The organism is Actinomadura sp. 3N508 (genome assembly GCF_044326375.1).
Taxonomy (GTDB): Bacteria; Actinomycetota; Actinomycetes; order Streptosporangiales; family Streptosporangiaceae; genus Spirillospora.
In genome coordinates, this window is the sequence record NZ_JBIRAX010000005.1 from 420,270 (window position 1) to 446,332 (window position 26,063).

Below are 26,063 nucleotides of genomic sequence, written 5' to 3' on the forward strand. Positions count from 1 at the left end.
GGTGGGACAATGGGGGCATGACTGAGCGAAAGCCCGCTGGGCTCAGCTTTGAGTCTTGGATCGACGGGCAGATCCGCGAAGCGGAGGAGCGCGGCGAGTTCGACGGGCTGCCGGGCTCGGGGAAGCCCTTGCCGGACGCGGGAAGGCCGCTCGACGACAACTGGTGGATCAAGCAGAAGCTGGCCGGCGAGGGGCTCGTGGCCATGATCCATCCGACGCTGTCGCTGCGCAGGGAGATCGAGGACGTTCTCGAAGCGGCGCTCAAGGCGCCGTCCGAGCGAAGCGTGCGGCGGATGCTGGAGCCGGTCAACGAGAAGATCGCCGCCAACCTGCGGTTTCCGCCGCCGGGTCCGGCGCTCGGGTACCGGCCGATCGACGTCGACGCGGTCGTGGCGCAGTGGCGGGAAGCCCAGAGCGCGCGTGTGGAGCGGTCACAGGGCGCGGCGGGGGAGAGCGGCGGCAAGGCGAGCGGTGGCCGGTGGAGGTTCCGTTCTCGTCGGCGGCGTCGCGGCTGAGCTGGGCGGGCGGCGGCGTCCGGGCTCGATACTTTGCTCTTGCGCTAAGTGTTTTGTAGGCTGATACTTAGCTTCATGGCACAGTATTCGGCGGAGATCGACGGGGTGTTCGTCGCGCTGGCCGATCCGACGCGGCGCGGGGTCATCCGGCGGCTCGGGCGCGGGCCGACGAGCGTGGGCGAGCTGGCCCGCGACTTTCCGATGACCCTCCCGTCGTTCATGAAGCACGTGCGGACGCTGGAGGCGAGCGGCCTGATCCGCACCGAGAAGGCCGGGCGGGTGCGCACCTGCGTGCTCAACCGGGAGCGCCTCGCCCTCGTGGACGACTGGCTCGCCGAGCAGCGCCGGATCTGGGAGGGGCGGACCGACCGGCTCGAACGCCTCGTCACCGATGAGATGGAGGACACCGATGAACCCCGATCTTGACCTGGCCCTGGAGCGGGTCATCCGCGCGCCGCGTGGGGTGGTGTGGGACGCGTGGACCGACCCGGTCCGGCTGGCGAAATGGTGGATCCCGGCCCCGGCGGTGTGCCGGGTCGACCGGCTGGACGTCCGGCCCGGCGGGGCGTTCGTGACGCGGATGAGCGAGGACGGGACGGAGTTCGTCCCGCAGGTCGACGCGATCTTCCTCGCCGTGGAGGAGCTGGAGCGGATCGTGTTCACGAACGCGATCGACAGCGCCTGGCGTCCCGCCGATCCCGCGCCGGTGCCGATGACGGCGGAGATCAAGCTGAGCGATCACCCGGACGGCACGGACTACCGGATCGTCGTCCGGCACGGCGACCCGGAGGCCCGCGCCCGGCACGAGAAGCTCGGCTTCGCCGAGGGGTGGGGGACGGTCGCCGGTCAGCTCGCCGAGTTCGCGGAGAGCGAGGTGCCGGGATGAAGATCGTGCTCACCGAGTTCGTGTCGCTCGACGGGGTCAGCCAGGGGCCCGGCTCGGCGTCCGAGGACACGAGTGACGGATTCACCAGGGGCGGCTGGCTGGTGCCGCACATGGACGAGCTGTTCGTCCGGCGGACGTCCGAATGGCTGGACCTCGCCGACGGGCTGCTGCTCGGGCGGCGGACCTACGAGGCGTTCGCGCGCGACTGGCCGCAGATCACCGACCCCGACGATCCCTACACCGAGCGGATGAACTCGCTGCCGAAGTATGTCGTGACCAGCACCCTTAGCGAGGGCAGCTGGAAGCCCACGACGGTGCTGCGCGGTGACCCGGTGCGGACGGTCGGGGAGCTCAAGGAGCGGCCTGGACGGGAGCTGCAGATTCACGGGAGTGCGCGGCTCGGCCATGCGCTGCTGGCGGCCGGGCTCGTCGACGTGCTGCGGCTCGCCGTCGCGCCGGCCGTGGTCGGGGCCGGGCGGCGGCTCCTCGATCATCCGGGCGTGCCGGTGGGGCTGCGGCTCGTCCAGCACGAGGTGACGGTGAACGGCGTGCTGCTGCTCCAGTACGAGGCCGTCGGCGCGGCCCCCGTCGCGGAGTACGAGGGCGTGACGGCCTTCGTCTGACGGCGCCTAGCCGATCTTGACGGCGAACAGGGCCAGGCTCACGCCCGTCGCGACCACGAGCGTGATCAGCCAGGCCAGGATGAGGGTCTTCCAGCGCCTCCAGAGGTTCCCGAAACCCTGCGGGCTGCCGGCCAGGTCGGGTCTCCACAGTTCGACGAGCAGCCTGCTCCCGAAGGCACTGAAGGCGACGATTCCCGCCCAGGCCCACCACTGCACGTCGACCTCGGCGGCGGAGGCGGTCGGCAGGGCCACCACCGTGGACGCGGCGATCATCGCCAGCATCAGCCAGAGGGAGCGCAGGATGGCGCCGCCGCCCGCGAGGCGCAGTGCGATCGCGGTCGACAGCATCGGCACCAGCACGAAGATCGGGGCCACCAGCGCGAGGATCACGAAGACCACGAGGACCGAGACCGCGAGCAGCAGGAGGAACCCGGCGGCGACCTTCTCGATGAACGACATCTCCGGGGGCAGCGCGCCGGAGACGATCTCCCCGATGGCCGGGAAGCCGACATGGATCAGGAGAACGAAGAACAGGAGGGCGGCGAGGGGAACCGCGACCGCCGCACCGGCCAGCGCGCCCGCGGCGGCGGCCGCCGACCGGGCCAGCGCCAGACCGGTGATCCCTCCACCGCCCGCCCGGGGCGGCGCCAGGGGCCCCGGACCAGACGGACCGGGCGGGCCGAATGGTCCATGCCCCGACATATAACGACCTCCCCGCGTTCAGGGCAATATCAGATGATCTCCGACGGTAGCCGTCGTGTTACAGACTCCGGCTGCGGCGGTGAGGTCGTCACGCGCGCGACGGATTCATGTCGGTTCCGGCAGGCCGAGCGGCAGGTGCGTGCCGACCATCCGAGCTTGCGCGCATGCGATGCTCGCCGAGCCCGGGCCTGGCCGGGGTCTGAGACCCCTCCCGGAAGTGCGGGCGAACAATGGGCGCAATTCGCGGCTGATGGGGAGTGCCCATGGTGGATCGTCCGATGTACGCCTCGCCGGAACCCGCGCCGCCGGTGCGCGTTCACGACCCGCTGGCGGTCGCCCTCGGCAACGCCTCTCTGCTGGGTGTCGGATACCTCATCCTGGGGCGGCGCAAGACGGCCGTGGGCACCGGGATCGTCACCCTTGTCCTCGCCTCCGTTCTCGTCTCGGCGGCCCGGTGGTGGTGCGAAGCCCTTGTGCTTGTGTGGTGGGCGGCCGTCATCGCGCATGGATGGTCCGCGGCGGGCGGACGCGGCGCAGGGGCCACGGTTCCCCGGCAGCGGATGGTCGCGGCCGGTGTCACGGTGCCCGTGCTGCTGGCCGTCGGGCTGCTGCGGTTCGACGCGTCCAGGATCGAGCAGCGCGTCGCCGAAGCGCGCGAGGGCGGCGACTGCGCGCGGGTGCTGAACGACGGGGCGAGCGTCTGGTTCGGGCACCGCGTCGCGGGTGCGCCCGTGGCGCTGCGCAGCGACGAGGCCGTCGAGGCGTGCCGGCGGTTGCGGACGGCCGAGGCGAAGCTCGCTGCCGGATTAGCAGGCGGTGACACCGGCTCGGTGAAGGCGGGATTCGACATCCTCGCCTCGGTGCTCGCCGAGCCCGGCCATGGGAGGACGGCCGGGACGGTCCTCGACGGATTCCTCGGCCGCCTGCCCACGAACGACGCGTGCCGCACGGTGGCGGTGACGGATTGGCTCCACAACCGGCGGCCCAGCCATGACGCGCTGGACCGGTCGGCGGGCGCCGTCACCCGGGCCGCGCCCGCGGCGCTCGTCGGCTGCGGTGACGATCTCATGAAGGCCAAGGAATGGACGAACGCCCGCGCGCGGTATCAGCAATTGCTCGACCAATATCCCCAGGACGGGCATGCGGGCGCGGCGAGGAATGGGGTCAGGCAGGCCACGCTTTCGATTGAGCTGGCGCACGTCCGGAGCCTGCTTGAAGGGTCGTCGACTGACGAGCAACCCGCCTATTGCAGTTCGCCGGCGAAATACAGCGGCGCCCGCCCCTACGGCAGGGGAATCAACCGGGCGCTGTTCTACGGGAACGACGGCTACACGGACGATCTCCCCGGAAAATGGCGCGTCAGGGATCCTGCCAGTGCCGTGCTCGTCGTCTGCGTGGGGGAGCGGAAAAAGGGGAGCGTCGTCGAGTCATGCACCTATCGGAGCAGGAGCTCCGGGAAGTTGTACCAGGTGCGCTTTCACAAGGTCGCGCTTCCGGTGAAGGTGTACGAGCTGCGGACGGGAAGGCTCGTGGCCGACCGGAGAGTGCAGATCGGCGGCAGGAGCTGCCCGTCGGTCATCAAGTACAGCTCGGGTTTTCTCGACGATTTCGGCCCGGATCCCGACCGGTACGTGAACCCGTCCAAGGGGGACGTGCGCGCCGCCTTCGAGCCGCTGATCGACCGGTGACGGTGGGTGGCTGGATGCGGTCAGTCGGTGAGGGTGGTGCGAGACTGTCGCGGGGTGTGGTTACCCTGCCGTGATCTGGTGGTTCACGTGGTGTCCGGGTGGGGTGCATGGGCGAAGAGGCGGCGGGACGGATCGTCGGGCGGGTGCTGGGGACGCAGACGGCGACGCCGCTGTCGTTCTGGGTCGGGCTCGAACCGGGAACGGTCCTCCAGCTGGACGAGGTCGTCGCGACGACCCGGGAGGTGCCCGGACGCGGCGAGGTCCTCATCGCCGGGGTCGTCACCAACGTCGAGGCGAGGCACGAGGGCGCCGCGTACGACTCGGACGTGTTCCTGATCGTCCAGGGCGTGCTGCCCGCGGCGGTCGTGGAGTCGGCCGAGGTCACGGTGACGCGCGTCGAGCCCGAGGTGTACGTGCCGCCGCTGCCCGGCACGGTCGCGCGCCGGGCGGGGGAGAAGGAGCGGGAACGGGCGCTGTACTTCGACGTCATGGAGCGGCGGGTGCCGGTCGGGCTCGGCCGCGACGGCGAGCCGATCCACGTCAACCTGGAGTTCCTGGACGGCACTCGCGGCGCCCACGTATCGATCTCCGGCATCTCCGGCGTCGCGACGAAGACGTCCTTCGCGACCTTCCTGCTCTACTCGATCTTCAATTCGGGTGCGCTGGGCGCCGAGGCGCACAACACCAAGGCGCTGATCTTCTCCGTGAAGGGCGAAGATCTGCTCTTCCTCGACCACGCCAACAAGCGCCTCGACGACAACGCCCGCGCCGCGTACCGGAAGCTGGGCCTGGAGCCGGGACCGTTCGGCAGCGTGCACGTGTTCGCGCCGCCGCGTCCGGGCGACCCCAACGGGACCCCGCACGTCTCGGCCCGCACCCAGGACGTCAGCCCGTTCTACTGGACGCTCGCCGAGTTCTGCCGCCAGGAGCTGCTCCGGTTCGTGTTCGCCGACGCCGAGGACGAACGGGCGCAGTACACGATGCTGATCGGGCAGGTCGCCGCCCGGCTGGCGAGGCTCGCGGAACCGGTCGGCGGCGCCGTCAAGCTGCGGGCCTCCGACGACGCCGAGCCCGTCGTCTGCCGCACCTACGACGATTTCGTCCGGTTCATCGAGGAGACGCTGACCGACGAGGGCACGCGCCACGCGTGGGGCGCCGGGCTCATGGGCCTCGGGACGGTGAACGCGTTCCTGCGGCGGCTGCGTTCGTCGGTCCGGCCGCTGTCGCCGATCGTGCGGGGCGATCTGTCGTCCGACGCGTCCATCGACACCGAAGCGCAGGTCACCGTCGTCGACCTGCACAACCTGCCCGAGCGCGCGCAGCGGTTCGTGGTCGGGGTGGTGCTGCGCGGCGAGTTCGCGCGCAAGGAGAGCACGGGCAGCGCCCGGCCGCTGCTGTTCGTGGTGCTGGACGAGCTGAACAAGTACGCGCCCCGCGAGGGCGGGTCCCCGATCAAGGAGATCCTGCTGGACGTGGCCGAGCGCGGCCGGTCGCTCGGCGTGATCCTCATCGGCGCGCAGCAGACGGCGTCGGAGGTGGAGCGCCGTATCGTCGCGAACTGCGCGGTGCGGGTCGCGGGACGGCTCGACGCGGCGGAGGCGGCGCGCGGCGAGTACGGCTGGCTGCCCCCGGCGGCGCGGGCGCGGGCCACGATCGCCAAGCCCGGGACGATGTTCGTCGGGCAGCCGGAGATCCCGGTGCCGCTCGCCGTCGAGTTCCCGTTCCCGGCCTGGGCGACCCGCCCGGCCGAGGCCGAGGCGCGCGCGCCGTCGCGAACGACGGCACGGGTGGTGCGCGATCCGTTCGCGGGGCTCGGCGACGCGGGCGACGACGACGAGGTTCCCCCCTTCTGATGCACCTGGAGCGGAGATGAAGTTCCTGCACACCGCCGACTGGCACGTCGGCAAGGTGCTCCGGGGCCGGTCGCGGTTCGACGAGCACGTGAAGGTGCTGGACGAGCTGGTCGGCGTCGCCCGCGAGGAGGACGTCGACGCGGTCATCGTCGCCGGGGACGTGTTCGACGGCGCCGTCCCGACGCCGCCGTCGCAGGCGCTGGTGATGAGGACGCTGCTGGCGCTCCAGGAGGGCGGCCGGGAGGTGGTCGTCCTCGCCGGGAACCATGACGATCCCCGCCTGCTGGACGACGTGTACCGGCCGGTGCTGCGGCAGCTCGGCATCCGCGTGATCGGGAAGATCCGGCGCCCGGACGACGGCGGCCTCCTGTCGTGGACGGCCAGGACCGGGGAGCCGGTCAGGCTCGCGGCGATGCCGTTCCTGTCGCAGCGGTACGTCGTCCGGGCGCTGGAGGCGCTCACCGGCACGCCCGACCAGCACAATCGCGACTACGCGCACCGGTTCGCGCTGCTGGCGCAGGCGCTCGCCGAGGGCTTCGAGGCCGACACCGTCAACCTGGTCGCGGCGCACGGGACGCTGCCGGGCGGGCGGCTCGGCGGCGGCGAGCGCGAGGCGCAGACGATCTTCTCGTACTACTTCGAGTCGGCGGCGTTCCCGCCGACCGCGCACTACGCCGCGCTGGGCCACCTGCACCGGCGGCAGCGGATGCCCGGCCCGTGCCCCATCTGGTACAGCGGGTCGCCGATCGCCGTCGACTTCGGCGAGGAGGAGAACACACCGGGCGCGCTTGTGGTGGAGGCGTCGCCGGGACGCCCCGCCGAAGTCCGCGAGGTGGCCTTGAAGAGCGCCCGCGTCCTGCGCACGGTCACCGGCTCGCTCGGCGAGCTGGAGGCGATGGCGGGCGGGCTCGGCGACGCCTGGCTGCGCGCCGTCGTCGCGGAGAAGCCGCGCGCCGGGCTCGCCGACGACGTCCGGGAGATCCTCCCGAACGCGCTGACCGTCGACGTCGACGAGGCGTTCCGGCCCACCGCCTCCCGGCGGCGCACGACCGTCACGGGCGCGAACGCCCCGACGCCGCGGGAGCTGTTCCGCGCCTACCTCGACCACAAAGGGCACGAGGACGAACGGGTCGTCGCGCTGTTCGACCGGCTTTACGACGAGCTCGACGGCGAACTCAACGAGCGGGAGGGCTGATGCGTCCGCTGTGCGTCCACATGGACGACTTCTGCAGCTACCGCGAGCCGACGTCCGTCAGCCTGCACGACGTCGACTACTTCGTCCTGGTCGGGCCGACGGGGTCGGGGAAGAGCACGGTCATCGACGCGATCTGCTTCGCCCTCTACGGGTCGGTGCCCCGGTGGGGGAAGGAGAACGTGATCCGGCTGGCGCTGGCGCCGTCCGCCAACTCCGGCCGGGTGGCGCTGGTGTTCGAGGCGGCGGGCCGCCGGTACGGGGTCGTCCGGGCGCTGGCGCGCACCAAGCAGTCGGTGACGACGAAGGAGGCGCGGCTGGACGAGCTCGACCCGTCCGTCGACCCGGCCGAGGGCATCGAGGAGATGCTCGCCGCGCAGGTCCGGACGATCGCCGACGGCCCCGACCCGGTGACCGCCGCCGTCGAGCGCGTCACCGGCCTGGAGTTCCGCTATTTCACGCAGTGCGTCGTCCTGCCGCAGGGCCGTTTCGCCGACTTTCTCCAGGCCGAACCGAGGAAGCGGCAGGACCTCCTCGTCCAGCTCCTCGACGCCGGGACCTTCGAGGTCATCATGAAGCGGGCGGGGGAGGAGGCCAAGGTCGCCGAGGCGCGGGCGCAGGCGGCCGAGGCGCAGCTGGCGAAGGTCGGCGGCGCGGACGAGGCCGCCGAGACGGCGGCGCGGCAGCGGGTGGAACGGCTGGAAACACTCGGTGAGCAGGTCCGTTCGGCACTGGACGAGCTGCGCCGCACCGACGAGACCATCCGCGACCGCGACGCCGGCGCCGCCGAGGCCGCGCGCTCGCTCGGCGCGCTGGCCGCCCTCGCCATGCCCGAGGACGTCCCGACCCTGGCGGACGACCTCAAGACCGCGACCGGCGCGGCGGAACGGGCGGCGCGCGAGGCCGCCCGGCACGAGGAGGCGGAGTCGGCCGCCCGGGAACGGCTCGCCGGGCTCGGCGACAAGGCCGCCCTCGACCTGGCGGCCAGGGCGCACCGCGATCACGCCCGGCTCACCGAGGAGATCGAAGCCGTCCGCGTGGAGGCGGAGGAGGCGCGCGGAGCGGCCGCCGACGCCGAAGCGGACGTCGCCGTCGCGCAGGCGAACCTCCAGCAGGCGCAGGACGAGCTGCAGCGCACGCGCGACGCCCACACCGCCGCCGATCTCGTCCAGCGGCTCGCCGTCGGCGAACCGTGCCCGGTCTGCCTGCGCGAGGTCACCGAACCGCCCGAGCGGCACGCCCCGCCCGCGCTCGGCGCCGCCGACCGCAACGTGAAGGCCCGTGCCCGCGACCTCGACACCGCGCAGGACGCGCACCGGAGACTCGAACGCGAAGCGGACCGGCGCGACGAGAAGCTGGCCGGGCTGCGCCGGCAGCTCGACGCGCAGGACGAGCACATCCGCGCGCACCCGGACGCCGGTGACGTCCAGCGCCGCCTCGACGCGATCCGCACGGCCGAAGAGGAAGCCGGGCAAGCACGGCAGGACCTGCTCACCGCCCGCGCCGACCTGACCAAGGCCGAACGCCTCCTCGCCGGGCTGAACGAGGAGGCGAGCAGAGCACAGCGCGAACTGGACGAGGCCCGCGACACCGTCGTCGCGTTCGGCGCCCCGGCCGTCGTCGACCGGGCCGACCTGCACGCCGCCTGGACGTCCCTGCTCGCCTGGCGCGACCAGGAGGCGGGCCGCCGCGGCGAAGCGGCCGAGACCCTCGCGAACGAGCTGAGCGACCTCCGGGCCCGGCGCGACGACCGGCGCCGCGCGCTCGCCGCCGAGCTGGACGCCCACGAGATCGCCGTGCCCGCGACCATCGACACCGACACCGTCCGCGAGGCCGTCCTGAACGCCCGGAACCAGGCGGAGAACCGGCTGGCGGACGTGCGGCGCGACCGGCGGCGCGCCGAAGAGCTGGCGGACGAGATCCGCAAGCACCGGCAGGAGACCGCCGTCGCGCAGGAACTCGCCCGGCACCTGCGCGCCAACAACTTCGAGAACTGGCTGTGCGGGGAGGCCCTGTCGCTGCTGGTCGACACCGCGTCCGAGACGTTGCGGGAGCTGTCGGGCGGGCAGTTCGAGTTCGTCCTCGACGAGAAGAACGCGATCGAGGTGACCGACCACACCGAGGCCGGGCTGCGGCGCAGCGTGCGGACGCTGTCCGGCGGCGAGACCTTCCAGGCGTCCCTCGCGCTCGCGCTGGCGCTCTCGGACCAGATCGCCCGGCTCGGCGGCGGCGCTGCCCGCAGCCTGGACTCGATCTTCCTGGACGAGGGCTTCGGCACCCTCGACCCGGCGACGCTCGACACGGTCGCGACGACGCTGGAACGGCTGACGTCAGGGGGTGACCGTATGGTCGGCATCGTGACGCACGTTCCGGCGCTCGCCGAGCGCGTCCCCGTCCGGTTCGACGTGTCGCGCGACCACACCGGCTCGCATCTGGAGAAGAAGAGCACGTGACCACGGCACCCCCGGCCGGGACGGCCGCCCCCGTCCCCGCCCCCGCCATCACCGTCGACCCCTGGGACCCGGGGTACGCGACCTCGCTGACCGCGGAGGCGATCGGCGAGCTGGACGCGTCGCCCGTCCAGCTCGACCTGGACGTGGAGCTGCCGTCCGGGCGGTGGCGTCCGATCGCCCCCGCCGCCGAGGGGCTCCCGCCCGCCGGGCTGCTCGTCGCCGACGGGGTGCGCCGCATCGAGGCCCGCGTCTGGGTCGGCCACCCGGAAGGCGCTCCCGATGGGGAGATGCCCGCGCCGGGGATCGCCGCGTCGTGCGCCGCCGGGCTGGTGCGCTGCACGCCCGGCGGCCCGGCCGAGCTGGCCGAGGTGGACGTGCGCCGCTCGCTGTTCACGCCGTCGCCGCACGCCGCCGACCTGACCACCTGGGCGGGCACGTACACCGCGGTGCGGGCCAAGGGCGGCGCCGCCGAGCAGCTGTCACAGGCGCTCCAGCAGCAGCTGTCCGATATCGAGGTCGGTCTCGCGACCCGCTACCGGACGGCGTCCGGCCACGACGGCGACCTCCTTATCGTGGACGGCCCTCTTAGGGGCCGCGCCCACCTCCCGCGCACCATCGGCTACGTGAAGACGCACCACGCCGCCTACCTGAAGGGCGCCGAGCTGGCCGTCCTGACGGCGCTGCGGCCGGGCGAGCGCACGCCCGTGTTCCTGATGACGACGAGCTGGGCGCGGCATTCCTGGTATCTGCGGCTGCCGACGCCGTCCGCCGCCCCGTGGGCGGGCATCGCGCGCTGCGAGGCCGCCCCCGACCTGCCCCGCGACGCGGTCGTGGAGCTCGCCGACCACAGCGCGGCGATCATCCCCGGGCTGGCCGGGGTCGACTACAAGGATCCGCGGGCGCCGCAGAACCTCGTCCCGATCGGCGGCCTGGAGAAGCTCCTCCGCCACCGACTCGGCGACGCCGGGCTCCTCTACCGCGCCCTCCGCACCGCCACGGCCCGCCGCCCCTAGGAGCCGCGAACGCCGGCGAGGCGGACGGCGATCTTATCCTCGATGTCCTTGGGGGCGCTCCCGGCGTAGCCGTTGAAAACGGTGGAGAACACGAGCAGGCGGCCGTCGCGGCCCCGGACGTAGCCGGACAGGGCCGTGACGCCGGTCAGCGTGCCCGTCTTAGCGTGGACGTTCCCCTCCGCGGCGGTGCCCCGCATCCGTTTCGCGAGCGTCCCGCCGGTCAGCTTGCCGGGCTTCCCGGCGACGGGCAGCGACGCGTACCAGGCGTCGAACCACGCCTGTTCCCGCGCGTTTCCCAGCAGGGTGCTGAGAAACCTGGGCGTCACCCGGTTCGAGCGGGCGAGGCCCGAGCCGTCGGTCATGGTGATCTGCGACGTGTCGGCGCCGAGCCGTCCGGCGTGCGCGGTGACGGCGGGCAGCCCGGCCGCCCAGCTGCCCTCGCCAGCCACCTTACGGCCGATCGCCTTGACGAGCGTCTCGGCCATGACGTTGTTGCTGAGCTTCATGAACGGCTTGGCGAGCCGCGACAGCGGCATGGACGTGCGCGTCGCGAGCGTCTCGGCGTCCGCGGGCGTCCGGCCCCGTCTCGTCTCGCCCGCCACGCGGACGCCGTGCGCCTTCAACGCGCGGCGGAACACGTCCCCCGCGTAGAGCGTGGGCCGCTCCACCGTCCGCAGGACGCGGGCCTTGGGCGCGCCGGCCGGGAACCTGCCCGTGATCCTGATCGTGCCGGAGCCGTTGCGCCGCTTCACCGCGAGGGTGGGCGACGACCCGCGCGGCCCCGTCGTGGCCCTGTTATCGATCTTCACCGTGCCGGTGGCCGGATGCAGCCCGGCCTTGACCCGCCTCCCCGGCCGGGAGGCGGCCACCCTGACCTCGATCGAGCCCGCGTCGAAGTCGGCGTTGGGGGAGACGGTCAGCGCGGACGTCCGCGCCGCGTACGCGTATTGCAGGTCGTCGGGCTCCCAGCCGTCCGGGACGCGGTCGGCGTCGAACCAGGTGTCGTCCGCGACGAGGTCGCCCTTGACCTCCTTGACGCCCTTCTCCGCGACGGCGGCGGCGAGCCGTCCATAGTCGGCGGCCCGCATGGTGGTGTCGCCGGTGCCCTTGAGGTAGAGGTTCCCGCCCCCGGTGCTGACCGTCGTCCGGAACCGATAATCCGTGCCGAGGATGCCGAACGCGGCGGCGGACGTGGGCAGCTTGTTGTTCGACGCCGGCATGAGCCTCCCGCCGCCGTCGCGGTCGTACAGGACACTCCCTGACCGGGCGTCGCGCACGACCACCCCGGCCTTCGCGCCCTTGAGGCGCCGGTCCTTGAGGGCGGCGTCCAGATCCCTGCCGAGCTCGCCGTCCAGCCCGGCGGCACGGCTCTCACCAGGGGCGACGTCGGCGGGAGCGGGGGCGGCACCGCCGACGACCAGGCTCCCGGCCAGCGGCACGGCCACCCCGAGGCTGCGGATGATCATGTCGCCGGAGTCTAGGGGTCCCTCTTCTACTACGCGCGGTGAGCGCGCAGACTTGGCAGAAGGAGGGCAGGCACATGGACGAAGCAGAAAGGATTCAGCGACCGCACGTCCTGTTCGGCTTCGACGGGACGGCGGAGAACGACGCCGCGCTGCGCTGGGCGGTCGACGAATCGGGGCGGCGCGGCCTCGACCTGGTGATGTGCCACTGCTGGCACTGGCCCTACGCGAGCGGCCACGTCGACCGCGACGCGGAGGCGATCAGGAAGCGGGCGGGGGAGAACCTGCTGGAGCGGGGCGTCCGGCGGGCCCGCGAGCTCGGCGCGGCGGCGGTGCACGGGCGGCTGATGCGCGGGCCCGTGACCGAGGCGCTGCTGCGCGCGTCCGCCACCGCGGAGCTGGTCGTGATCGGCGCGCACGAGCGGCCGGACGAGGGGGCCACGGCGCTGGAGGTCCCCGCGCGGGCGGACCGGCCGGTGATCGTCGTCCCGGACGGCAGCGGCGGTCGGCACGAGCTGGTCGTGGCCGGCGTCGACGGGACGGCGCGCTGCGACGCCGCGCTCGGGTTCGCCTTCGAGGAGGCGGCCCTGCGCGACTGGGACCTGCACGTCGTCTACGGCTGCTGGGAGCCGGGCGCGGTGGCCGAGGCCGAGCTGGCGCTGTTCAACGACCGGGAGCTGCTGGAGAAGACGCGCGCCGCCGAGCTGGAGGAGGCCGTCGCGCCGTGGCGGGAGCGCCACCCGGCGATCGGCATGCGGGTGTCGCTGCTGCTGGAGCGCCCGTGCGAGGCGCTGCGGGACGCGGTCGGCGACGCCGGTCTGCTGGTCCTCGGCGACCGCGGCACCGGCTCGGGCCCGCTCGGCGCGACCAGCACCCGGATGCTCGGCCACGCCCGCTGCCCCGTCGCGATCGTCCCCGGCCGCAGGGCCGGGTGACGCCCGGCCGGGGGACGGGCGCCGGGGTGCGCTACGGCTTGCGGAGGACGCCGCCGTACTCGGTGAGGTCGCGGTTGAGCCGGGACGCGCCGTCGTACGGCTGCAGCTCGGCGGGCACCGGCGCCAGCGCCGGCTGCTCCGGGTCGGGACGCCAGTCGACGATGTCGACGATGCCGGGCTCGACGGGCTCCAGCCCCTTCGGCAGGAGCGCGTCGGTCTGGGCGCGGTCGCGGGTCTGCCAGCGCAGCCCGGCGCCGTTCGAGCGGGAGTCGATGTCGGCGGCGCGCTCGCGGTCGGAGCAGACGATCCCGGTGAACGCCAGATGGCTGCCGGAGACGGCGCGGTCCATGATGGTGCGCAGGATGCGGGGCGGGTCGTCGGCGTCGACCAGATGGTGGCCGACCGACAGGAACAGCACCGCGACCGGCTTGCTGAAGTCGATGAGGCGCTTCACGTCCGGGTGGGCGAGGATGGCCTCCTGGTCGGACATGTCGGCGGTGATCACGGCCGTGGAGCCGTCGATGGCCAGCAGCGCGCGGGCGTGCACGAGCACGATCGGGTCGATGTCGACGTAGACGACGTTGGCGTCCGGCGCGAACCGCCGCGCGACCTGGTGCACGTTGTCGTTGGTCGGCAGCCCGCACCCCATGTCGATGAACTGCCGGATCCCGGCCTCCTGCGCCAGGTACCGCACCGCCCGGTACAGGAACTGCCGGTTCTGCCTGGCGAGGTCGATGAACTCGGGAAAGTCCGGCAGGTTCTGCAACATGAACTGGCGGTCGGCCTCGTAGTGATCCTTGCCGCCCAGGGCCCATCCGTAGATGCGGGCGGCCGTGGGCACGTCGTGGTGGATCTCCACGGGGATGACCTCGTCTGCAGCCACGGCGTACTCCCGACCGTCCGAAAAGCGAATTGTCCAGCATCTCAGAATAGCGGTCCATGTCCCGTTCCATGGCGGAACCGGGGAGAAACGATCATGGTTTTCCGACGAGCGCGGCGGTGGCGGCCAGCGCCGGGTCGGCGGGCAGGGCCGGGTCGAGGATCAGCTGCAGCATCAGTCCGTCCAGCAGCGCGGTGACCAGCATGGCGGTGCCCTCGCGGCGCTCGGCGGGCCAGTCCGGGCACAGCTCCGCCAGCCGCGCGGCGACCCGCCCCCGGACGGCCCGCGCCCAGTCCCGCCGCTCCGCACCCATCCGCGGATCGCGCAGCGCCCTGACCAGCAGCTCCGCCGCCAGCCGCAGGTTCCGCTCACCGGCGATCATGTCCGGGACGAGCTCGCGCAGCGCCTGCACCGCGGCCGGGGTGTCCGGCGCGGCGAGCAGCGCGTCCAGCACCGGATCGATGATCATCTCACCGGCCCGCTGCGCCACCGCGACATGCAGCCCGGGCAGCCCGTTGAAGTAGTGGTGCAGCAGGCCCGGCCTGATCCGGGCGCGGTCCGCGACGGCGCGGGCCGTGATCGCGGGCCAGCCGCCCTCGGCGAGCAGATCCAGGCCGATCCGGACGAGCTGGTCACGGCGCGCCCGGCCGCGAGGAGTCGCCGGGCCCCGGGCGCCGGGCGGGTCCTCCTGCGTCATGCCTTTCAAGCTATCCCAACGGTTGCACCGTGCAAAGATCACCGGCGGTCGGCCGAGCGGAGCTCGTCCGTTGAATGGCGGTGAGTCGGCCGGATGCGCCACGCGACCTCGTTGCACTGTGCAAGGATGGGGCCCTTTCAAGATCTGGAGCGCGGTCCGCTCGGAGGCGTGAGGTGAGCGACGACGGGGTGTCCGCCGCCCTGCCCATGTCGATCGACATCACGATCGAGCGCGGCTGCATCGTCGTCCGGCTCGGCGGCCATCTCGTCAACGACAACGTCCCGCGGCTGAACCGCTGGATGAACCGCATCGGGCGGCTGGAGGGACGCGTCCTCGTCGCCATGGACCTGCGGGGCGTCGTGGGCTGCGACTCCACGGGCGTCGAGGCGCTCGTCGACGGCGCCGGGCGCATCCGCCAGTCGGGCGGCTTCCTCATCGCCGCGAACTACCCCGACGCGTGCGAGGCGTTCGCCGGACGGGCCGTCCTGGAGACCCGCCCGTCCGTCCACGACGCCATCGACGAACTCCACGCCTGGCTGTCCTGACTTCTGGTCAGGACACGCGGTCGCGCTCGGCGGCCAGTTGCAGCGCCACGTCGATGATCATGTCCTCCTGGCCGCCGACGTACCCGGCCTCGCCGACCTTCTGCAGGATCTCGTGCGCCGGGACGCCGTAGCGCTCCGCCGCCCGCTCGGCGTGCAGCAGGAAACTGGAGTACACGCCCGCGTAGCCCTGCGTGATCGCGCCCCGGTCGGCGAACGGCAGCCGGTGCAGGAACGGCTTCACCACCTCGTCGGCCGCGGCCATCACGCCCTGCACGTCCACCCCGGTCGGGACGCCGAGCCGCTCGAACGTCGGGACGAGCACCTCGGTCGGCGAGTTGCCGGCGCCCGCGCCGAGCGCGCACAGCGCCCCGTCGATCTGCAGCGCGCCGTTCTGCTGCGCGAGCACGGAGTTCGCCACGCCCAGCGACAGGTTCTGGTGGCCGTGGAAACCGACCTGCGCCTCGTGCCCGATCTCCTTCACCAGCGCGCTGATCCGCTCCTGCGCGTCGCCGAGGACGAGCGCCCCGGCGGAGTCGACGACGTAGACGCACTGCGCGCCGCCGTCCACCATGATCCGCGCCTGCTTCGCCAGCTCCTCCGGCCCGACGCGGTGCGACAGCATCAGGAACCCGACCGTCTCCATGCCGAGGTCGCGGGCGGCGGCGAAGTGCTGAAGCGACACGTCCGCCTCGGTGCAGTGCGTCGCGATCCGCGCCACCGAGGCGCCCGCGTCGTGCGCCAGCTTCAGGTCCTCGACCGTGCCGAGCCCCGGCAGCAGCAGGACGGCGATCTTCGCGCGGGTCGCCTCGTCCACGGCGGCGGCGACGAGCTTGACGTCGTCCTCCAGCGAGAAGCCGTAGTTGAACGACGAGCCGCCGAGACCGTCGCCGTGCGTGACCTCGATGACCTCGACCCCGGCGCCGTCCAGCGCGTGCACGACCCCGCGGACCTGCTCCTCGGTGAAGCGGTGCGCCATCGCGTGGCTGCCGTCCCGCAGCGTCGAGTCGGTGATGCGAATCTTCTGGATGTCCGTCATGAGGTGGCCTTCCTGCGCGCGAGCTGCTCGCCGACGCGGGCGGCGGCCGCGGTCATGATGTCGAGGTTCCCCGCCCAGGGCGGCAGGTGGTCGCCGTTGCCGCGTACCTCCAGGAACACGGCGACGCGCGCCATCCCGTTCCAGATGTCGCGGGGCTCGTCGAACTGCGGCTCCGCGCGGAGCGAGTAGCCGGGCACGTAGGTCTGCACCTCGGCGACCATCTTCCCGATCGACTCGGCGATGGCCTTGGCGTCGGCGTCCGGCGGGATCGCGCAGAACACCGTGTCCCGCATGATCATCGGCGGTACCACCGGGTTCAGGATGATGATCGCCTTGCCGCGCCCGGCGCCGCCGACCTTCTCGATCGCGCGGGCCGTGGTCTGCGTGAACTCGTCGATGTTCGCGCGGGTGCCCGGCCCGGCGGACCGGGACGCGATCGACGCGACGATCTCCGCGTACGGCACCGGCACCACCGACGACACGGCGTGCACGATCGGGATCGTCGCCTGCCCGCCGCACGTGATCATGTTGAGGTTGGCGGCGTCCGACAGCGTGTCCAGGTTCACCGGCGGGCACACGAGCGGGCCCGTCGCGGCGGGCGTCAGGTCGATCGCGGTGACCCCGGCCTCCGCGTAGCGGGGCGCGTTCGCCAGATGCGCCTTCGCCGACGTCGCCTCGAACACGAGGTCGGGCAGCGTCGGCTGGTCCAGCAGCCAGTCGACCCCCTCCGCCGACGCCGGGACGCCCAGCTTCCGGGCGCGCTCCAGGCCGTCCGACTCCGGGACGACCCCGACCATCGAATGGACGTCGATCAGCTCGCTGCGCATCAGCTTGACCAGCAGGTCGGTGCCGATGTTCCCTGGTCCGACGATCGCCGCCGTCAGCTTGCTCACGATGCCTCCTCCTTTCCGAACCGGGCGGTGACGGTACCGATCCCGGCGAACGTCGCGGTGATCGTCTCGCCGGGCGCGACGGGGACGGCCGCGGTGACCGACCCGGGCAGCACCACGTGCCCCGCCTCCAGGGCCACGCCGCGCTCGCCGAGGACGTTCGCCAGCCACACCAGCGCGTTGATCGGCGACCCGAGCACCGCGCCGCCCGCACCCGTGTCGACCAGGTCGCCGTCGCGGCGGAGCAGGCAGCCCATCAGCGACAGGTCCAGGCCGTCCAGCCGGACCGGACGGGTGCCGAGCACCACGCCGCCGCTGGAGGCGTTGTCGGCGATCGTGTCCGGCAGGGTGATCTTCCAGTCGGCGATGCGCGAGTCGATGACCTCCAGCGCGGGCAGCACGTACTCCACGGCGGCGACCGCGTCCGCGGCCGTCGCGCCCGGCCCCGACAGCGGGCGGCCGAGCACGAACGCGATCTCCGGCTCGATCCGCGGCTGCAGGAACCGCCCGGTGTCGATCGGGGCGCTGTCCTGGAAGAACATCGTGTGCAGCAGGACGCCGAAGTCCGGCTGGTCCACGCCCATCTGGCGCTGCATCGCCGCCGACGTCAGCCCGACCTTGTGGCCCTTGATCCGCGCGCCCGCCCGCGTCCACGCCTCGACCTGCGCGAGCTGGACCGCGTAGGCGTCGGCCACCGTCATGTCCGGATGGCCCGCCGTCAGCGGCGCGATGGGGGTGCGGGTCGCGTACGCGTCGAGCAGCGCGGCCGCGGCCTTCTCCACGGAACCCGGGTCCATGGACCGTCCTTTCGTCGTCGCGCACATCGTCTGGGGTACGCGACGAGCCTGTCCCACCTGGGGCGATGCGGGCAACGCGCGCGTCCCGCGTGGTGGGACACTTGTTTCATGGAGGCTCGATGACCGGAGCGGAGCGAGGATCTTCGGGCCGACTCTCCGGGGGGCTGGGGGCCGTCCCCCAGAAAGGTAGGGCTCGATGACGTCCGGCGACGACTCGTTCCTGCGCCGCGCCGTCGCCGTGCTGGGCGCGTTCCGCGCCGACGACGACGGGCTCGGCGCCGCCGAGCTGGCCCGCCGCAGCGGCCTGCCGAAGTCGACGGCGCACCGGATCGCGCTCGACCTGGTGGAGGCCGGGCTGCTGGAGCGGCGCGGCACGCGGGTGCGGCTCGGGCTGAAGCTGTTCGAGATCGGGCAGCGGGTGCCGCGCCAGCGGGTGCTGCGCGACGCCGCCGTCCCCTACATGTCGGACCTGCGGGAGGCGACCCGGCAGACCGTCCACCTGGCGGTGCTGGAGGGCGGCGAGGTCGTCTACGTGGAGATCCTCGGCTCGCCGGGCGGGCCGCGGCTGCCGTCCCAGGTCGGCGGGCGGCTGCCCGCGCACGTGACCGGGGTCGGGAAGGCGATCCTGGCGTTCTCCCCGCCGGACGTGGCGAAGGCCGTCCTGGAGTCTGATCTCGTCAAGACGAGCGAGCGGAGCGTCACCGCGCCCGGCCTCCTCGCGAAGGAGCTGGAGCGGATCCGGCGGGAGGGCGTCGCCTACGACCGGGAGGAGTCGGGGAAGGGCATCGTGTGCGCGGCGAGCCCCGTCCTCGGCCCGGACGGGCTGGCGCTCGGCGCGCTGTCGGTGTCGGGCTGGTCGACGAAGATGCGGCTGGCCGTGGTCGCCCCGGCCGTCCACACCGCCGCGCTCACCCTGTCGCGGACGCTGGGCGGCGAGCCTTAGCCATCGCCTTCCGGCAGATGGCGGGCGAGGAGTTGCGCGAGGTGCTCGCCGTCGCGGTCGGAGAGCTCGCGGAGCTGGGTGCGGCAGCTGAACCCGTCCGCCAGCACGACGCCGTTTTCTCCTGTTTTCCGCACGGCCGGGAGCAGTTGCTGCTCGGCGACCGCGACCGACACGTCGTGATGCCCCTTCTCGACACCGAAGTTTCCAGCGAGCCCGCAGCAGTTTCCGAGGCGGTCCACAGCAGCGCCCGCGTCCTTGAGGAGGGCGGCGTCCTTCGTCCAGCCCATGACGGCGTGGTGATGGCAGTGGGGCTGGGCGATCCCTTCGACGCCGGACAGGTCGGGCGGCGTCCAGCCGGGGGTCTCGGCGAGGAGTTCGGCGAGCGTGCGGGTCGCGGCGGCGACCTCGCGGGCGGCGGCCGCGTCCACCCCGCTCAGCAGCTCTTCCGCGTCGGAGCGCAGCACGCCCGTGCAGGACGGCTCCATCCCGACGACCTTGGCGCCGCGCCGGACGTGGGGGAGCAGCGCCCGGACGGTACGCCTGGCCTGCGCGCGCGCCCCGTCCAGTTGCCCGGTCGAGATCCAGGTGATCCCGCAGCACACCGGACGCTCGGTGACGGACACCCGGTACCCGGCGTGCTCCAGCACCTTCACGGTCGCCTTCCCCACCTCGGGGGAGAAGGCGTCGGTGAAGCTGTCGACGAACAGCACGACCTCACCGTTGCGCCCCTGCGCGCTCGTGTGGGACGCGAACCAGCGGCGGAACGTCACGGGCGCGAACGCGGGCAGCGTCCGGCGCCGGTCGATGCCCGCACCCCACGCCACCAGCGGTTTCACCACCCGCGCCCGCATCGCCACATTCATGATCTTGATGACCGCCGGGATCTTGGCGGCGAGGCGCGTCCAGCGGGGGAGCCGGCCGAGCGCGTAGTGGGAGCGCGGCCGGAGCTTCCGCCGGTAGCGCCGGTGCAGCGCCTCCGCCTTGTAGGACGCCATGTCGATCCCGGTCGGGCAGTCCGAGGCGCATCCCTTGCACGAAAGGCACAGATCGAGCACGTCGTGCAGGGCCTCGGATTTCCAGCCGTCCGGGCCGAGTTTCCCGTTGACGACCTCTTGCAGCACCCGGGCCCGTCCCCGCGTCGAGTCCTTTTCCTCCCTCGTCGCCAGGTATGACGGGCACATCACCCCGCCCGCGCCGGTGTTGTCGGCACGGCATTTGCCCACTCCAGTACACCGGTGCACGGCCCGCGAAAGGTCACCGCGATCGTCCCGGAAGGCGAGACCCAGCCCGCGTTTCAGCGGGACGACCTGCGCCGGACGCAGATCCGCGTCCACCGCCGCCGGGCGCACGATGATCCCGGGATTCAGCAGATCATCCGGGTCGAAGACGTCCTTGACCGCCGAGCACAATGCCAGCGCCTCGGCCGAGTACATGTGCGGCAGCAATTCGCTCCGCGCCCGCCCGTCGCCGTGCTCGCCGGACATGGTGCCGCCATGCCGCGCCGCGAGCGTCGCCGCCTCGTTCAGGAAACTGCGGAAAACACGCGTGCCCGCTTCGCCGTCTCGCCCGAACGGGAAGTCGATGCGGACGTGAATGCACCCGTCCCCGAAATGCCCGTAGGGAACGCCGAACAGGTCATAGCCGTCCAGCAGCGCCTCGAGTTCGCGCAGGTATTCGCCGAGCCGCTCCGGCGGGACGGCCGAGTCCTCCCAGCCGGCGTGGGCCTGCTCGCCGCCGGGGGTCCGCGCCACGAGCCCGGACCCGTCCTCCCGGATCCGCCACAGCGCGTCGCCGAGCGCCATGTCCTCGACGAACATCGAGTCGACACAGCCCGACTCCTTCACGACCCGCCGCGCGGTGGTGCGCAAGGCCCCGATCTCCGACCCCGCCAGCTCCACGAGCATCCACCCGGACCCGCGCGGCAGCGGCGGCACCGCGTCCGGCCCGCGCCGCTCCCGCACCACCCCGGTGATCCGCGAGTCGAGACCCTCGCACGCCACGGGCCCGAACGGCAGGATCGCCGGGACGGCGTCGGCGGCCTCCGCCATCGACCCGTACCCGAGCACGACCAGCAGCCGGCATTCAGGCTCGCGCACCATCCGGATCCGCGCCGCCATCGTCAGGGCAAGGGTCCCCTCGCTGCCCACCAGGGCCCGCGCGACGTCGAACCCGTTCTCGGGCAGCAGATGCTCAAGCGAGTAGCCGGACACCTGACGCCCGAACCGCCCGAACTCCGTCCGGACCACCGCGAGACGCTCGCCGACAAGCCCTCGAAGCCTCTCCAGAACCGCGCTCTCGGCCCCGGCGCCCGGCATGTCGCCGAGCCGCAGCCGCTCGCCTGACCCGGCGACGACGTCGAGCCCGAGCACGTTGTCGCTGGTCCGCCCGTAGCCGAGCGCCCGCGACCCGCACGCGTTGTTGCCGATCATCCCGCCGAGCGTCGCCCGCGTCCGCGTCGACGGATCGGGCCCGAACCGCAGCCCGTGCACCGCCGCGACCTGATGCAGCCGCGCCTGCACGATGCCCGGTTCGACCAGCGCCGTCCCCGCCTCCGGGTCGATCTCCAGCACCCGGTTCAGGTGCCGGCTGACGTCCACGACCACGCCCGGCCCGACCGCGTTGCCCGCGATGGACGTCCCGCCGCCCCGCATCGTCAGCGGCACCCCCGCGTCCCGGCACACGCCGAGCACCTCCGGCAGCTCGCCGGCCTCCCGCGGCGTCACCACCACCTGCGGCGGGACGCGGTACAGCGAGGCGTCGGAGGAGTACATCGACCGGGCGAGCGCGGAGTCGTCGACCCCGCCGATCCCCGCCCGCCGCAGCGCGGCCACCAGTTCGCCGCGCTCGGTGCTGTTCTCGGGACGATCCGTCACGGTTCCAACGGTAGGTCACCCGGCGGAGTAGAGACCCCGCACCTGCGCGTTCAGCCGGGCGAGTCCCAGCAGCGCGTCGATCGAGGGCGTGCGGACGCCGACCTCGCGGGCCAGCTCGGTCACCGCCGTGACCAGCGCGTCCAGCTCGATGGGACGGCCGGCGTCGGCGTCCTGGAGCATCGAGGTCCGGACCGCGCCGAGCCCGCGGCTGATCGCGTGCCGGTCCTCGGGGTCGGTGTAGATCGGCAGCCCGATCTGCGCGCCGACCTCCGCCGCCTCCCGCATGCACGCGGTCGCGAACGCGCGCACGAGCGGATCGTCCAGCATCCGGTCCATGGTCGCCCCGGTCAGCACCGACAGCGGGTTCAGGGTCATGTTGCCCCACAGCTTGAACCACACGCTCCGCTGGATCCGCTCCGCGACCTCCACCTCGAACCCGGCCCGCCGCAGCGGCCCGGCGATCGACTCGACCCGCTCGTACCCGCCCCCGCGCGGCTCGCCGAGGATGACCCGCTCACCCGCCGAATGCCGGACGACGCCCGGCTCCGGGCACGACACCGACAGGTGCAGGACGCTCCCGACGACCTGCCGCGGCGGCAGCTTGGCCGACACGATCCCTCTGGGATCGATCGAGTTCAGCCGGATGTCCTCGTCGAGGCCGTAGAAGAACCACCACGGGATCCCGTTCATGACGGGCACGATCACGCTCCACTCCCCGACGAGCCGCGCGATCGCACCGGCCGCCCGGGGCAGCGCGGTCGCCTTGACCGCGGTGACCACCACGTCCTGCGGGCCCAGCTCGGCGGGGTCCTCGACTACCTCCACCGGGATGGGCTCGGACCGTCCGGCCTCGTCCAGGAGCAGCAGCCCGCCCCGCTTCCGGACGGCCTTCAACGTCTCCCCGCGCGCGACCGCGACCACGTCGACACCGGCCCGGCCCAGCCGCGCCGCGATCAGCCCGCCGACCGCACCCAGCCCGAACACGCACACCCTCATGGGACGCCCTCCTCAGCTCGACGGCGGCGAGCGTCCCCCGGCCGCCGCCGATCACCGACCCCGGTTTCAGGAATTGGTGCGGGGACTGCACTGCCAGGAGCCGTAGCGGTCACCGTTCTTCTTCCGCACGACGCAGACGCGGATTCCCCGGTTCTCGCCGAACGAGTAGTTGCAGTGCCGGTCCGGGCTGCCAATGCCGGTCGTGTCGTAGCAGCCGGTGCGGAAGTCCCGCCAGTCCCAGATGTCACCGATGTTGATCTTCGTCCAGCGCTGGAGCTTGGCGTGCACGGAGTAGCCGTCCGCGTCCTTGTCGAGGACGTAGAGGTGCTCACCCATGCCGCCCCGGACCACTCTCCCGCGTAACACGTTCATGATCGCCAGCATCCAGCGGAAGCCCACCCCCGTCAACGCCCTGTCTCCACGGGGTTTCGCGATCGTCCCTTGACCTCAGGCCCGGTCGAATTCCCACCGCGAACGCCGATCGTCAAGGCAGGACCCGGGGAGGGACCCATGGCCGAGACGCCCGAGACCACCGACATCCACCCCGCGGCCCGCTCCAGCGAACGTGTCGCCGGTGATGCGAAGGTGAGCGCAGGTCACGGCCCGTAGGATCGGTGACGCCGTCCGCCGAGTTGGAAAGCGTGACCATGACCGTCTGGCATGAGCAGCAACATGAGCCGATCACCTGGGAGATGTTCCTCGAGATCGACGAAGACATCCGGCGGGACATGGAGGTCGTCGATGGCTACGTCGTGCCGCGCGAACAACGTGGCCGCGATCATCAGAAGGTTGGCACCCGGCTCTCCATGGCTCTCGAACAAGCGGCGGTGGAGCAGATCCGGCGGAGCGGCCGGGCAGAGTGCTATGAGACGAACACCGAGGTCGATGCCCTTCTATGGGACGTGCCACCCACAGCGCGCAAGCCGGATGCGGTTCTGCATCGCTGCATTCCTGAGTTCGAGCAGCTCGCGGCCGAGCACGTCCTGATCGCGGCCGAGGTGCTGTCGACGTGGTCGGGACGGCGTGACCGCGTGCACAAGATGGGCGACTACGCCGATGCGGGCATTCCGCATTACTGGCTGGTGGCCTTCGACAAGGTGGGCGCACTCTCCATCGAGCGCTATGCCTTGACGGACGGCTCGCACCGGTACACGCACATCGCGACCACGCACCGGGACATGGGCCCGGTCGCCGTCACCGCGACGGACCCGTTCCCGATCGAGATCCTGTGGGAGCACCTAGAGGTGGCGCCCCGCGTGTGACCTTCACTGATCGCGTCGTCAGCCGGTGGTGACCTTGGTGGGGGTCAGTCTCACGGTCACCCATCGCGGGGTCCGAGCCTCCGAGGCCGGGACAGGGGAGGGCCGTGGTCGGGTGGCCGGGCGGGCAGTCCCTGGGTGTGATGAGTTTCGGGGGGTTGCCGGGTCTCACTCTCTAGACGGGTTCTACGAGCTAGGAGAGGTTCATGGGGAAGGTCATCTACGGGATGCACACGTCGGCCGACGGCTACGTCGAGGATTCCGGCGGCGGTTTCGGGTTCCTGACGCCGGCCGAGGACGTCCACCAGGCGGCGAACGACCAGATCCGGCGGGCCTCGGCGCTCCTGTTCGGGCGGCGGCTGTACGAGATGATGGAGGAGCCCTGGACGCGGCAGCTCGGCAAGGAAGGCGCCCCGGCCGTCGAGCGCGAGTTCGCCGGGCTGTACAAGGAGACGCCGCGCTACGTCTTCTCCGACACCCTCCAGAGCGTCCCTGAAGGGTGCACGCTCGTCCGCCGCGAGGACGCCCGGTCGACGGTGACGCGCCTCAAGCAGGAGGTCGACGGCAACCTGGAGATCGGCGGCCCGGAGCTGGCCGCGTCCATGGTGGACCTGATCGACGAGTTCTGGGTGTACGCGTTCCCCGTGATGATCGGGGGCGGCAAGCCGTTCCTGCCCGTGGGGAAGGAACTGCCGCTGCGCCTGGTCGAGCACCGTTCGTTCGCCTCGGGGACCATGTTCCTGCGCTATGTGCGGGCCTGACATCAAGTGGTGGTGTCGGACGCGGCCGGGACAAGGCGGCACAGGGCGTCCGCCAGTGGGAGGAGTGCGACGAGGAGCCCGGCCCGTAGCCGCCGAAGGCGCGGTCGTACAGGGCGAGCAGCGAGGTCACGGCGTGGTCGGAGAACCGCCGAGGTTCGCGGCGATGCCGTGCGCACCGAACGCGGTGGCCGGTCATCGGTTCTCCTCGGCGGTTGAATCCGGTACCGGGGTACAGGCTTACCGTGAAGACATGGAGCTGACGCAAGTATCGACGGGGCCGGACGGTGATGGGTGGACGCCGCAGGCGTGCAGTCTGCCGACCGCCGAGCGGCCCTTGCGGGTGGCCGAGTTCGATGCCCTGTTCGCCGACGCCGTGACCACCGTCCAGCCGGAGGGGCCCGGCCGGGTGCGGCTGGAGTTGCGCGCCGACCCGCTGGTGGCCGGACGGGCCGCCGAGCTGGCGGCCCGGGAGACCGGGTGCTGCTCGTTCTTCACCTTCACGCTGACCGCGACCGGTGGCGCACTGGCATTGCAGGTCGGCGTCGACGAGCGCCACGTCGAGGTGCTGGACGCGCTGGCCGCCCGCGCCACCCGCATCAGTGGCGGGACGCGGCCGTGACCACCGCTGATGGCGGCCCGTTGCGCAGCGGGCAGGTCGCGGCCGCGGCCGGGGTGAACCAGCAGACGCTGCGCTACTACGAGCGGCGCGGCCTGCTGCGCGCGCCGGAGCGGACGCCGGGCGGGCACCGGTTGTATCCGGCCGAGGCGGTGACGCTGCTGCGGGTGATCAAGACCGCGCAGCGGCTGGGCTTCACTCTGGAGGAGGTCGCCGAACTCCTGGAGGCGGGTCATGGACATCGGCACCGTCGGCGGCGTCCGGATGCCGGGCTGCGGGAGAGCGCCCAGGTCAAGCTGGCCGAGGTCGAAGCCAAGATCGCTGATTTGCAGGTCATCGCGGGCACGCTGCGCCAGGCCCTGGAGGCCGGGTGCGACGATCTGGTCGCCTGCGCCGCCGAAGAGGGTTGCCCGCTGCCGTTCGCCGACCTCGCCGGGCAGTAAAATA

General features: G+C 72.4%; 26 protein-coding genes. 16 read left to right on the plus strand and 10 right to left on the minus strand.

Going from position 1 to position 26,063, the window contains the following annotated elements:
* Window positions 1-17 precede the first annotated feature (17 nt).
* From ACH34S_RS20625 to ACH34S_RS20640, 4 genes are all read left to right on the plus strand, one after another.
* Window positions 18-515: a DUF1992 domain-containing protein gene (locus ACH34S_RS20625; RefSeq protein ID WP_395954313.1), complete on the plus strand. Its 498-nt coding sequence runs from the start codon at window positions 18-20 to the stop codon at window positions 513-515.
* 75 nt (window positions 516-590) lie between these two features.
* The gene (locus tag ACH34S_RS20630) at window positions 591-941 is read left to right on the plus strand and encodes an ArsR/SmtB family transcription factor (RefSeq protein ID WP_395954314.1); all 351 of its coding nucleotides are present in this window, start codon (window positions 591-593) and stop codon (window positions 939-941) included.
* Entirely contained in the window at window positions 925-1,401 is a 477-nt protein-coding gene (locus ACH34S_RS20635) for an SRPBCC domain-containing protein (RefSeq protein ID WP_395954315.1), read from the plus strand. Before ACH34S_RS20630 ends, ACH34S_RS20635 begins: the two co-directional genes overlap by 17 nt.
* Window positions 1,398-2,024 carry a dihydrofolate reductase family protein gene (locus tag ACH34S_RS20640; protein ID WP_395954316.1) on the plus strand — a complete coding sequence of 209 codons (627 nt, stop codon included), beginning with the start codon at window positions 1,398-1,400 and terminating at the stop codon, window positions 2,022-2,024. The genes ACH34S_RS20635 and ACH34S_RS20640 overlap by 4 nt, the downstream gene beginning before the upstream one ends.
* A gap of 6 nt (window positions 2,025-2,030) precedes the next feature.
* Here ACH34S_RS20640 and ACH34S_RS20645 read toward each other — a convergent pair whose 3' ends face one another.
* Window positions 2,031-2,726, minus strand: coding sequence for a hypothetical protein (locus ACH34S_RS20645; RefSeq protein WP_395954317.1), 696 nt, complete (start codon window positions 2,724-2,726; stop codon window positions 2,031-2,033).
* A 263-nt stretch (window positions 2,727-2,989) separates the two neighbouring features.
* Here ACH34S_RS20645 and ACH34S_RS20650 point away from each other — a divergent pair, with 263 nt between their 5' ends.
* From ACH34S_RS20650 to ACH34S_RS20670, 5 genes are all read left to right on the plus strand, one after another.
* Window positions 2,990-4,414, plus strand: a complete 1,425-nt coding sequence (locus ACH34S_RS20650; RefSeq protein ID WP_395954318.1) for a tol-pal system YbgF family protein — start codon at window positions 2,990-2,992, stop codon at window positions 4,412-4,414.
* Window positions 4,415-4,521: 107 nt separating this feature from the next.
* Window positions 4,522-6,267, plus strand: coding sequence for an ATP-binding protein (locus ACH34S_RS20655; RefSeq protein WP_395954319.1), 1,746 nt, complete (start codon window positions 4,522-4,524; stop codon window positions 6,265-6,267).
* A gap of 16 nt (window positions 6,268-6,283) precedes the next feature.
* Window positions 6,284-7,462 (plus strand): exonuclease SbcCD subunit D, encoded by a 1,179-nt coding sequence (locus ACH34S_RS20660; protein ID WP_395954320.1) that lies wholly within the window; start codon window positions 6,284-6,286, stop codon window positions 7,460-7,462.
* Window positions 7,462-9,912 (plus strand): AAA family ATPase, encoded by a 2,451-nt coding sequence (locus ACH34S_RS20665; protein ID WP_395954321.1) that lies wholly within the window; start codon window positions 7,462-7,464, stop codon window positions 9,910-9,912. The genes ACH34S_RS20660 and ACH34S_RS20665 overlap by 1 nt, the downstream gene beginning before the upstream one ends.
* The gene (locus tag ACH34S_RS20670; RefSeq protein WP_395954322.1) at window positions 9,909-10,925 is read left to right on the plus strand and encodes a hypothetical protein; all 1,017 of its coding nucleotides are present in this window, start codon (window positions 9,909-9,911) and stop codon (window positions 10,923-10,925) included. Before ACH34S_RS20665 ends, ACH34S_RS20670 begins: the two co-directional genes overlap by 4 nt.
* Here the strand turns inward: ACH34S_RS20670 and dacB are convergent.
* Entirely contained in the window at window positions 10,922-12,391 is a 1,470-nt protein-coding gene (dacB, locus tag ACH34S_RS20675) for a D-alanyl-D-alanine carboxypeptidase/D-alanyl-D-alanine-endopeptidase (RefSeq protein WP_395954323.1), read from the minus strand. The genes ACH34S_RS20670 and dacB overlap by 4 nt on opposite strands.
* 74 nt (window positions 12,392-12,465) lie before the next feature.
* On the opposite strand from dacB, the gene ACH34S_RS20680 reads away from it, so the two are divergent.
* Window positions 12,466-13,323, plus strand: coding sequence for a universal stress protein (locus tag ACH34S_RS20680; protein WP_395954324.1), 858 nt, complete (start codon window positions 12,466-12,468; stop codon window positions 13,321-13,323).
* A 31-nt stretch (window positions 13,324-13,354) separates the two neighbouring features.
* Here ACH34S_RS20680 and ACH34S_RS20685 read toward each other — a convergent pair whose 3' ends face one another.
* Both ACH34S_RS20685 and ACH34S_RS20690 read right to left on the minus strand, forming a co-directional pair.
* On the minus strand, window positions 13,355-14,206 hold the full coding sequence (locus ACH34S_RS20685; RefSeq protein ID WP_395954325.1) for an SAM-dependent methyltransferase: 852 nt from the start codon (window positions 14,204-14,206) through the stop codon (window positions 13,355-13,357).
* Window positions 14,207-14,297: 91 nt separating this feature from the next.
* On the minus strand, window positions 14,298-14,900 hold the full coding sequence (locus ACH34S_RS20690) for a TetR/AcrR family transcriptional regulator (protein WP_395954326.1): 603 nt from the start codon (window positions 14,898-14,900) through the stop codon (window positions 14,298-14,300).
* A gap of 173 nt (window positions 14,901-15,073) precedes the next feature.
* Between ACH34S_RS20690 and ACH34S_RS20695 the strand changes: the two genes are divergently transcribed.
* Entirely contained in the window at window positions 15,074-15,445 is a 372-nt protein-coding gene (locus ACH34S_RS20695; protein WP_395954327.1) for an STAS domain-containing protein, read from the plus strand.
* 7 nt (window positions 15,446-15,452) lie between these two features.
* Here ACH34S_RS20695 and dmpG read toward each other — a convergent pair whose 3' ends face one another.
* Genes dmpG through ACH34S_RS20710 form a run of 3 tightly spaced genes read right to left on the minus strand, consistent with a single transcriptional unit; the run spans window position 15,453 to window position 18,168 of the window.
* Window positions 15,453-16,481, minus strand: a complete 1,029-nt coding sequence (dmpG, locus tag ACH34S_RS20700) for a 4-hydroxy-2-oxovalerate aldolase (protein ID WP_395954328.1) — start codon at window positions 16,479-16,481, stop codon at window positions 15,453-15,455.
* Window positions 16,478-17,377: an acetaldehyde dehydrogenase (acetylating) gene (locus ACH34S_RS20705; protein ID WP_395954547.1), complete on the minus strand. Its 900-nt coding sequence runs from the start codon at window positions 17,375-17,377 to the stop codon at window positions 16,478-16,480. Before ACH34S_RS20705 ends, dmpG begins: the two co-directional genes overlap by 4 nt.
* Entirely contained in the window at window positions 17,371-18,168 is a 798-nt protein-coding gene (locus ACH34S_RS20710; protein ID WP_395954329.1) for a 2-keto-4-pentenoate hydratase, read from the minus strand. The genes ACH34S_RS20705 and ACH34S_RS20710 overlap by 7 nt, the downstream gene beginning before the upstream one ends.
* 196 nt (window positions 18,169-18,364) lie before the next feature.
* Between ACH34S_RS20710 and ACH34S_RS20715 the strand changes: the two genes are divergently transcribed.
* A complete protein-coding gene (locus ACH34S_RS20715) occupies window positions 18,365-19,111 on the plus strand; it encodes an IclR family transcriptional regulator (protein WP_395954330.1) in 747 nt (248 codons plus the stop codon).
* On the opposite strand, the gene ACH34S_RS20720 is transcribed toward ACH34S_RS20715, so the two are convergent.
* The 3 genes from ACH34S_RS20720 to ACH34S_RS20730 form a co-directional block, all read right to left on the minus strand.
* On the minus strand, window positions 19,108-21,882 hold the full coding sequence (locus tag ACH34S_RS20720; RefSeq protein WP_395954548.1) for an FAD-binding and (Fe-S)-binding domain-containing protein: 2,775 nt from the start codon (window positions 21,880-21,882) through the stop codon (window positions 19,108-19,110). The two genes, ACH34S_RS20715 and ACH34S_RS20720, sit on opposite strands and share 4 nt — an antisense overlap.
* Window positions 21,883-21,999: 117 nt before the next feature.
* Window positions 22,000-22,980 (minus strand): 2-dehydropantoate 2-reductase, encoded by a 981-nt coding sequence (locus ACH34S_RS20725; RefSeq protein WP_395954331.1) that lies wholly within the window; start codon window positions 22,978-22,980, stop codon window positions 22,000-22,002.
* Between the two features lie 66 nt (window positions 22,981-23,046).
* Window positions 23,047-23,352 (minus strand): hypothetical protein, encoded by a 306-nt coding sequence (locus ACH34S_RS20730; protein ID WP_395954332.1) that lies wholly within the window; start codon window positions 23,350-23,352, stop codon window positions 23,047-23,049.
* Between the two features lie 242 nt (window positions 23,353-23,594).
* Between ACH34S_RS20730 and ACH34S_RS20735 the strand changes: the two genes are divergently transcribed.
* The 4 genes from ACH34S_RS20735 (at window position 23,595) to ACH34S_RS20750 (ending at window position 26,059) form a co-directional block, all read left to right on the plus strand.
* On the plus strand, window positions 23,595-24,242 hold the full coding sequence (locus ACH34S_RS20735; RefSeq protein WP_395954333.1) for a Uma2 family endonuclease: 648 nt from the start codon (window positions 23,595-23,597) through the stop codon (window positions 24,240-24,242).
* 203 nt (window positions 24,243-24,445) lie between these two features.
* On the plus strand, window positions 24,446-25,000 hold the full coding sequence (locus tag ACH34S_RS20740) for a dihydrofolate reductase family protein (RefSeq protein ID WP_395954334.1): 555 nt from the start codon (window positions 24,446-24,448) through the stop codon (window positions 24,998-25,000).
* A 250-nt stretch (window positions 25,001-25,250) separates the two neighbouring features.
* Window positions 25,251-25,619, plus strand: coding sequence for a hypothetical protein (locus tag ACH34S_RS20745; protein WP_395954335.1), 369 nt, complete (start codon window positions 25,251-25,253; stop codon window positions 25,617-25,619).
* The gene (locus tag ACH34S_RS20750) at window positions 25,616-26,059 is read left to right on the plus strand and encodes a MerR family transcriptional regulator (protein WP_395954336.1); all 444 of its coding nucleotides are present in this window, start codon (window positions 25,616-25,618) and stop codon (window positions 26,057-26,059) included. The genes ACH34S_RS20745 and ACH34S_RS20750 overlap by 4 nt, the downstream gene beginning before the upstream one ends.
* Window positions 26,060-26,063: the final 4 nt, after the last annotated feature.

Coding starts and splice junctions, on each gene's coding strand:
- ACH34S_RS20625 (WP_395954313.1), top strand. CDS start 18: ATGACTGAGCGAAAGCCCGCTGGGCTCAGCTTTGAGTCTTGGATCGAC.
- ACH34S_RS20630 (WP_395954314.1), top strand. CDS start 591: ATGGCACAGTATTCGGCGGAGATCGACGGGGTGTTCGTCGCGCTGGCC.
- ACH34S_RS20635 (WP_395954315.1), top strand. CDS start 925: ATGAACCCCGATCTTGACCTGGCCCTGGAGCGGGTCATCCGCGCGCCG.
- ACH34S_RS20640 (WP_395954316.1), top strand. CDS start 1,398: ATGAAGATCGTGCTCACCGAGTTCGTGTCGCTCGACGGGGTCAGCCAG.
- ACH34S_RS20645 (WP_395954317.1), bottom strand. CDS start 2,726: ATGTCGGGGCATGGACCATTCGGCCCGCCCGGTCCGTCTGGTCCGGGG.
- ACH34S_RS20650 (WP_395954318.1), top strand. CDS start 2,990: ATGGTGGATCGTCCGATGTACGCCTCGCCGGAACCCGCGCCGCCGGTG.
- ACH34S_RS20655 (WP_395954319.1), top strand. CDS start 4,522: ATGGGCGAAGAGGCGGCGGGACGGATCGTCGGGCGGGTGCTGGGGACG.
- ACH34S_RS20660 (WP_395954320.1), top strand. CDS start 6,284: ATGAAGTTCCTGCACACCGCCGACTGGCACGTCGGCAAGGTGCTCCGG.
- ACH34S_RS20665 (WP_395954321.1), top strand. CDS start 7,462: ATGCGTCCGCTGTGCGTCCACATGGACGACTTCTGCAGCTACCGCGAG.
- dacB (WP_395954323.1), bottom strand. CDS start 12,391: ATGATCATCCGCAGCCTCGGGGTGGCCGTGCCGCTGGCCGGGAGCCTG.
- ACH34S_RS20680 (WP_395954324.1), top strand. CDS start 12,466: ATGGACGAAGCAGAAAGGATTCAGCGACCGCACGTCCTGTTCGGCTTC.
- ACH34S_RS20690 (WP_395954326.1), bottom strand. CDS start 14,900: ATGACGCAGGAGGACCCGCCCGGCGCCCGGGGCCCGGCGACTCCTCGC.
- dmpG (WP_395954328.1), bottom strand. CDS start 16,481: ATGACGGACATCCAGAAGATTCGCATCACCGACTCGACGCTGCGGGAC.
- ACH34S_RS20710 (WP_395954329.1), bottom strand. CDS start 18,168: ATGGACCCGGGTTCCGTGGAGAAGGCCGCGGCCGCGCTGCTCGACGCG.
- ACH34S_RS20715 (WP_395954330.1), top strand. CDS start 18,365: ATGACGTCCGGCGACGACTCGTTCCTGCGCCGCGCCGTCGCCGTGCTG.
- ACH34S_RS20720 (WP_395954548.1), bottom strand. CDS start 21,882: ATGTACTCCTCCGACGCCTCGCTGTACCGCGTCCCGCCGCAGGTGGTG.
- ACH34S_RS20725 (WP_395954331.1), bottom strand. CDS start 22,980: ATGAGGGTGTGCGTGTTCGGGCTGGGTGCGGTCGGCGGGCTGATCGCG.
- ACH34S_RS20730 (WP_395954332.1), bottom strand. CDS start 23,352: ATGAACGTGTTACGCGGGAGAGTGGTCCGGGGCGGCATGGGTGAGCAC.
- ACH34S_RS20740 (WP_395954334.1), top strand. CDS start 24,446: ATGGGGAAGGTCATCTACGGGATGCACACGTCGGCCGACGGCTACGTC.
- ACH34S_RS20745 (WP_395954335.1), top strand. CDS start 25,251: ATGGAGCTGACGCAAGTATCGACGGGGCCGGACGGTGATGGGTGGACG.